Origin of the sequence: Rhodoplanes elegans (assembly GCF_016653355.1) — a bacterium.
In the GTDB taxonomy this organism is placed as follows: domain Bacteria; phylum Pseudomonadota; class Alphaproteobacteria; order Rhizobiales; family Xanthobacteraceae; genus Rhodoplanes; species Rhodoplanes elegans.
Window position 1 is genome coordinate 1 of the sequence record NZ_NHSK01000011.1, and the last position, 6409, is coordinate 6409.

Below are 6409 nucleotides of genomic sequence, written 5' to 3' on the forward strand. Positions count from 1 at the left end.
GCCGGGCTCGCCCGGGCCGGTGCGGCGTCGGCGACCGTCGTCCCCGCCGCCCGGCCGCGGCTGCGCTCGATCGCCAGCCACACCTCGCGCAGGCCGAGAATCAGCAGGGCCAGCGCGAACGGCACCAGATAGTACAGCAGCCGGAACAGCAGCAGCCCGGCGAGGAGCTGCTCCTTGTCGAATTGCCACAACGCCACCAGCATGGCCGCGTCGAACACCCCGAGCCCGCCCGGCGAGTGGCTGGCGAAGCCGAGCAGGGTCGCGGCGACGAAGATCACGGCCAGCGTGATGAAACCGATATACGGCTCGTGCGGCACCAGCATGTACATGGCGGCGGCGCAGCAGCCGAGATCGACGATGCCGATCATGATCTGCAGGAAGGTGAGCGGCCCGCCCGGCAGCGTCACCTCCCAGTTGCTGCGGCCGATCACCCGCCGGGTCTTCCACACCCAGCCGACATAGGTGGCGAGCGCGATCAGGGTGACGACCGCCAGCCCCCGGTTGACCCAGGCCGGCACCTGGTTGATGGCGGAGGCCGCCTCCGGCGCGATGGCGATGCCGAGCCCCAGCACGGTCGCGTTGCCGAGCCAGAACGTGAAGCCGGCGACGAAGCAGACCTTGGCCACGTCGATGGCCGACAGCCCGTGGCGCGAGTAGATGCGGTAGCGCACCGCGCCGCCCGTGAAGGCGCTCGCCCCGACATTGTGGCCGACCGAGTAGCTGGTGAAGCCGGCCAGCGCCGCGATCCGATAGGGCACGTCGCCGCGGCCGATCGTGTGCAGGGCGAAATAATCGTAGAACGTCAGGGTGAAGTAGCCGGCGGCGACGAATGCGCCGGCGACCACGATGTCGAACCGCGGGATCGCCTTCACGGCGGCGATCACCTCGTGCACGTCGATCCCGTGCAGCATCTTCCAGAGCACGACGGCCGCCGCCGCGATCACGGCCAGGCTGACCAGGAACCCGACCCGGTGCCAGCCAATCTTCCGGTCGAAGGCCTCCGAGGCCGCACGCAGCCGATCGTACATCTTGAGGTCCTGGCGCTCCGTGCGGGGAATCCGGGCGGGGGTGGCGCGCCCCGGCCGGCGCGCTGTTCGCGTCTAACAGAACCCCGTGCGGATTACGAGCACGGGGAACTGCGACCCGTTCCCGCGCCGGACGGGCCTCCGACCGTCCTTCGCCGGTCGTTCCGGACGGGACGGCCGGACCGGCCGGCGGACGGGCCGCGATGGACAAGCCGGCCGGCATCGGGAATTGTCCGGATGCTGCGGTGCCGTGGGCTCCGGCCGCCGGCGGGGGCGCCGGAGCGATCCGAGGGGGAGAGGATGACCGAGACCGACAAGATGCTGGCCACCGTCGCGGACGGCATCGGCACCATGACGTTCAACAATCCGGAGCGCCACAACGCCGTCTCGCTGGAGATGTGGGAGGCGGCCGGGTCGATCCTGGACGATTTCGCGAACAATCCGGCGGTGCGCGTCGTGGTGCTCGCCGGTGCCGGCGGCAAGGCCTTCGTGTCGGGGGCCGACATCTCCAAGTTCGAGGACGAGCGGGCGAGCCAGACGGCCTACGAGCGCTACAACGCCGCCGTCGACCGCGCCTCGACGCTGCTCTACGAGCACCCGAAGCCGACCATCGCCAAGATCCGCGGCTGGTGCCTGGGCGGCGGCGTCGGGCTCGCCACCTGCTGCGACCTGCGCATCGCCTCCGACAACTCCCGCTTCGCCGTGCCGGCCGCCAAGCTCGGGCTCGGCTACGCCTACAAGGGGCTGAAGAAGATCGTCGACCTGGTCGGCCCCGCCTACGCCAAGGAGATCCTCTACACGGCGCGCCAGTTCACGGCCGCCGAGGCGCTCGGCATGGGGCTGGTCAACCGCGTCGTCGCGGCCGACGACCTCGACGCCTACGTGCAGGATTACGCCGTCACCATCGCGGGCAACGCGCCGCTCACCGTCGCGGCCGCCAAGGTGGCGGTCGGCGAGGCCGTGAAGCCCGACGCCGAGCGCGACCTCGCCCGCTGCGAGGCGGTGGTCGACGCCTGCTTCGCCAGCCAGGACTACATCGAGGGCCGCCGCGCCTTCATGGAGAAGCGCAAGCCGGACTTTCAGGGGCGGTAGGTGAGGACGCACGCGCGCTTCGCAGCTGCGAAGCAGATCGCGTGCGCTCTTCGTCACGGGAGCCATGCGCGAGATCTCTTGCGACCGGGACGGGGATGCAGAACACTGCGCCTCCCTCCATGACACGCGCGCGCCCGCGCGCCGCCGTTCCGGGTGAGCAGCATGGCTTCCGTCAGCCGCCGTCTCTTCGCATCATTGGCGTTCGTCGCCGCGTTCGCCGCGGTCTCGCCGCTCGCCCTCGCCGAGCCGGACGTCAAGACCGACCTCAAGACCCTCTTGGCGCCGTCCGGCAAGCTGCGCGCCGGGCTCTATCCCGGCACGCCGACCTCTTATCTGGCCGGCACGGACGGCGCTTCGCCGCGCGGCGTCGGCTACGAGCTCGGCAAGGCACTGGCCGAGAAGCTCGGCGTGCCCTACGAGCCGGTGGTCTTCAAGAAGAACGCCGAGGTGCTGGAAGCCGTGCAGAGCGGTGCCGTCGACGTCGCCTTCACCAACGCCTCGGTGGCGCGCGCCAAGGTGATGGACTTCGGCCCGGCCTATCTCGACATCGAGCTCGGTTATCTGGTGCGCGAGGGCTCGCCCGTGACGGCCGTCGACGCGGTCGACAAGCCGGGTGTGAAGATCGGCGTCACCAAGGGCTCGTCGTCGGACGGCGTGCTGACGCGCGAGCTCAAGAATGCCGAGGTGGTGCGGGTCGAGACCGTGCTGCTCGCCGCGGATCTCCTGAAGGAGGGCAAGATCGACGCCTTCGCCACCAACAAGGCGACGCTCTACGAGATGGGCGAGAAGGTGCCGGGGTCCAAGGTTCTGGACGGCCGCTGGGGCATGGAGCGCCACGCCGTCGCGATCCCCAAGGGCCGCGATGCCGGCCTGCCGCTGGTGCGGTCCTTCACGGCCGACGTGAAGTCCAACGGCCTCGTCGCCGGCGCCGTCCAGCGCGCCGGCCTGCGCGGCGCCCAGGTCTCGGAGATGAAGTAGGAGGGCGCGCGGAATCGCCTGCTCGCGAGACGCTCCCCAAGAGCCTCTCCCCGCAAGCGGGGAGAGGCTCTTGGGCGGAGACGCTTTCGACTGGCAGAGCCTCACATCACGGCTGCTGGACGCCGGCGGCCTTCACGACCTCCTGCCACTTCTTGCGCTCCGCCGCGATGAACGCCGAGAACTCCTCCGGCGTGTTGGGGGCCGCGACGGCGCCGACCTCGGCCAGCGTCTTCTGCACCTCCGGGGTCGAGAAGATCGCCTTCGCGTCGGCGGCGAGCTTGTCGACGATCGGGCGCGGCGTGCCGGCCGGGGCGAACAGGCCGTGCCAGGAGGTGGCGTCGAAGCCCGGCAGCGTCTCGGCGATGGTCGGCACGTCGGGGGCGATCGGGCTGCGCTTCAGGCTGGTCACCGCGATCGCGCGCACGGTGCCGGCCTTCGCCTGCGGCCAGGCCAGCGTCATGTTGTCGAAGGCGAGATCGATGTGGCCGCCGATCAGGTTGTTCATGATCTCGTTGGAGCTGCGATACGGCACGTGCGTCATCGTCGTGCCGGTCTTGATCTTGAACAGCTCGCCGGCGAGGTGGTTGGAGGCGCCGACGCCCGACGAGCCGAAGGAGAGCTTGTCCGGGTTCTTCTTCAGATAATCGGCGAGCTCGGCGACCGTGGTCACCGGGAGCTTCGGATTGACGACGAGGAGGTTCGGCAGGGTCGCGAACAGCGACACCGGCTGAAAATCCTTTTCCACGTCGTGTGGCATGTTTTTATAGACGAACTGGTTGATCGAGTGGCTCGACACCGTGCCGACCAGCAGCGTGTAGCCATCCTTCGGGGCGCGGGCGACGACGCTCGAGCCGATGTTGCCGCCGGCGCCGGCCCGGTTCTCCACCACGAACGGGATGCCGGTCCGCTGCTGCATCGCGTTGGCGAAGATGCGGGCGAACATGTCGGTGGTGCCGCCGGCCGTGAACGGCACCACGACCGTGACCTGCTTGGTCGGCCAGGCCGGGGCGGCGCTGCCGCCGGACCCCGCCTGCGGGGCCGGGGACTGGGCGGCGGCGGTGCCGAGCGCGGCGGCGAGCGCCAGCGCGACGGCGGCGAGAAGCTTTGGCATGCGACGTCTCCACGGTCCCGCGCGTGTTCTTCGGCCGCCGGACCCGCGGGGCGTCGCAGGGCGGCCATGCTCGCCTCGTTAGGCGGACCGCCGGAACCGGTCAATCGGTAGTGCATCACATTGACGAGCTGGTGCATCAGTGCCTATGAGGCGGAGAGGCCCGGGCGGCGAATCGCCGGCCTGGAGATCGCGACGCGAAGGAGGCCGAGCCGCGTGAGCATCGTCGACTTGACCGCGGCGCGGGACGCGAGGGACGAGGCGGGGCCGCGCCTGCCGGCGGGCGTCACCGTCTACGAGCGGCTGCGCCAGATGATCGTGACGCTCGCGCTGCCGCCGGGCGCGGCGATCAACCGGTCGGAGCTGCAGGCGAGCTTCGGCCTCTCCTCGACGCCGGTGCGCGACGCGCTGACCCGGCTCGGCGAGGAGGGCCTCGTCGACATCAAGGCGCAGAGCGCCACGCGGGTGAGCCTGATCGACGTCGCCGCCGCCCGTCAGGCGCAGTTCCTGCGTCGCGCCGTCGAGCAGGAGGCGGTGCGCCTGCTCGCCGCCCTGCCCGACAAGGAGTTCGAGCCGGAGCTGCGCAGCCTGCTCGACGCCCAGACGCTGCGCGCCGCGGCCGGCGATATCGACGGCTTCGACACGCTCGACCGCACCTTCCACCGGCGGCTCGTCGAGCTCGCCGGCGCGCCGGATCTCTTTTCCCTGGTGCGGGCGCGCTGCGGCCATATCGACCGCATCCGCCGGCTGCATCTGCCGGTGCGCGGCAAGGCGGAGGAGGTGGTGCGCGACCATGCCCGCATCCTCAAGGCGATCGTCGCCGGCAACGCCGAGAAGGCGCAGGCGCGCGTGCGCGACCATCTCGCCCGCTCGCTCGCCTATGTCGAGACGCTGCGGGCCGCCCATCCCGATTTCTTCCGCTGAGCGAGCAAAACCGAGCCGGGAGACACGCATGTATATCGGCGAGCAGCTCATCGCCCCGACCGACGCGCGGCTGCGGCTCTCGGCCCAGCTCGGCGCGCGCGGCATCGTCATCGACACCCGGCCGGCCCACGAGGTGATCGAGGCGGACGGCACGTGGAATTCCGAAAAGGTCGCGGCGCTGCGCCGGCGGATCGAAGGCTTCGGGATGCGGCTCGACGGCATGGCGCTCGACGTCGGCTCGCTGCTGCTCGACAGCCTTCGCGCTCCCGACAAGGCGAAGGAGACCGCGGCGCGGCTGCGCCAGCACATCCGCGCCGCCGCCGAAGGCGGCGTGACGATGCTCAAATACACGGTCGCGATGGTCGGCATCACCCGCACCGGCGTGGTCGAAGGCCGCGGCGGCATGCAGTGCAGCACCTTCCGGGCCGCCGACTACCGGCCCGAAGCCGACGCGCGCTTCTCCTACTGGGGCACGGTGCTGCCCGAGGACGGCAGCGGCGGGGCGTCGCCGGTCGACCAGCACGGTGCGCCGGAGACCTGCGGCCAGGTGTTGGCGGGCACCGCCGGCGCCATCAGCGAGGCCGACGGCTGGCGGTCGATCGCGTTTCTCGTTTCCGAGCTGCTGCCGACCGCCGAGCAGGTGGGCGTGAAGCTCGCCTGCCATCCGCACGACCCGGCCTATCCGCCCGGCGGCCTCAACGGCGTCCATCACGTGCTGGGCTCGCTCGACGGGATGCGGCGCTTCGTGGCGCTGGCGCCCGACAGCCCGTGCCACGGCTTCAACTTCTGCCAGGGCACCATCGCCGAGATGTCGACCGACCCGACCGCCACCGTGCTCGAGGCGATCCGCACCTTCGGGCCGCAGAAGCGGATCTTCATGGTCCACTTCCGTAACATCACCGGCGGCTACCTCGATTTCCGCGAGGCGATGCCGGACGAGGGCACGGTCGACATGGCGGCCTGCATTCGGGCCTATCGCGAGGTCGGCTACGAGGGGATTCTCTGCCCCGACCACGTGCCGCTGTCCGACCTCGATCCCGGCCGCGAGCGCTTCTTCGCCTTCGCGCTCGGCTACACCAAGGCGTTGCTGCAGGCGGCGTGAGCTGACTCGCCGCAGCGGTGGTTCTCCCTCTCCCCGCGCGCGGGGAGAGGGTCGGGGTGAGCGACTGTCTTGGCTGTCAAGCGTTTTGCCATGGTCGATTGTCCCTGAGCATGGCGTTGAGGATTGTCAGTAGCTTCCGAGCGACGGCGATCAAGGCGACCATCTTCGGCTTGCCGGCAC

Annotated in this window: 6 protein-coding genes and 1 pseudogene; 4 read left to right on the top strand and 3 right to left on the bottom strand. The window is 70.5% G+C overall.

All coding sequences use genetic code 11. From position 1 onward, the window contains the following. Positions 1-1028, bottom strand: a 1028-nt coding sequence (locus CCR97_RS00810) for a lysylphosphatidylglycerol synthase domain-containing protein (protein WP_201159228.1), incomplete at its 3' end; no start/stop codon positions are given. 297 nt (positions 1029-1325) lie between these two features. Between CCR97_RS00810 and CCR97_RS00815 the strand changes: the two genes are divergently transcribed. Together CCR97_RS00815 and CCR97_RS00820 are read left to right on the top strand one after the other, a co-directional pair. Then, positions 1326-2117, top strand: a complete 792-nt coding sequence (locus tag CCR97_RS00815; RefSeq protein ID WP_111359261.1) for an enoyl-CoA hydratase — start codon at positions 1326-1328, stop codon at positions 2115-2117. Between the two features lie 162 nt (positions 2118-2279). Beyond that, a complete protein-coding gene (locus CCR97_RS00820; protein ID WP_111359262.1) occupies positions 2280-3095 on the top strand; it encodes an ABC transporter substrate-binding protein in 816 nt (271 codons plus the stop codon). A 106-nt stretch (positions 3096-3201) separates the two neighbouring features. Here CCR97_RS00820 and CCR97_RS00825 read toward each other — a convergent pair whose 3' ends face one another. After that, positions 3202-4206, bottom strand: a complete 1005-nt coding sequence (locus CCR97_RS00825) for a Bug family tripartite tricarboxylate transporter substrate binding protein (protein WP_111359263.1) — start codon at positions 4204-4206, stop codon at positions 3202-3204. Between the two features lie 213 nt (positions 4207-4419). Here CCR97_RS00825 and CCR97_RS00830 point away from each other — a divergent pair, with 213 nt between their 5' ends. After that, a complete protein-coding gene (locus CCR97_RS00830; RefSeq protein ID WP_245429108.1) occupies positions 4420-5127 on the top strand; it encodes a GntR family transcriptional regulator in 708 nt (235 codons plus the stop codon). Positions 5128-5155: 28 nt separating this feature from the next. Continuing rightward, positions 5156-6229 (top strand): mannonate dehydratase, encoded by a 1074-nt coding sequence (locus CCR97_RS00835; RefSeq protein ID WP_111359264.1) that lies wholly within the window; start codon positions 5156-5158, stop codon positions 6227-6229. A gap of 76 nt (positions 6230-6305) precedes the next feature. On the opposite strand, the pseudogene CCR97_RS00840 reads toward CCR97_RS00835, so the two are convergent. Then, positions 6306-6409 (bottom strand): annotated as a pseudogene (locus tag CCR97_RS00840) (IS110 family transposase); the annotation flags it as partial.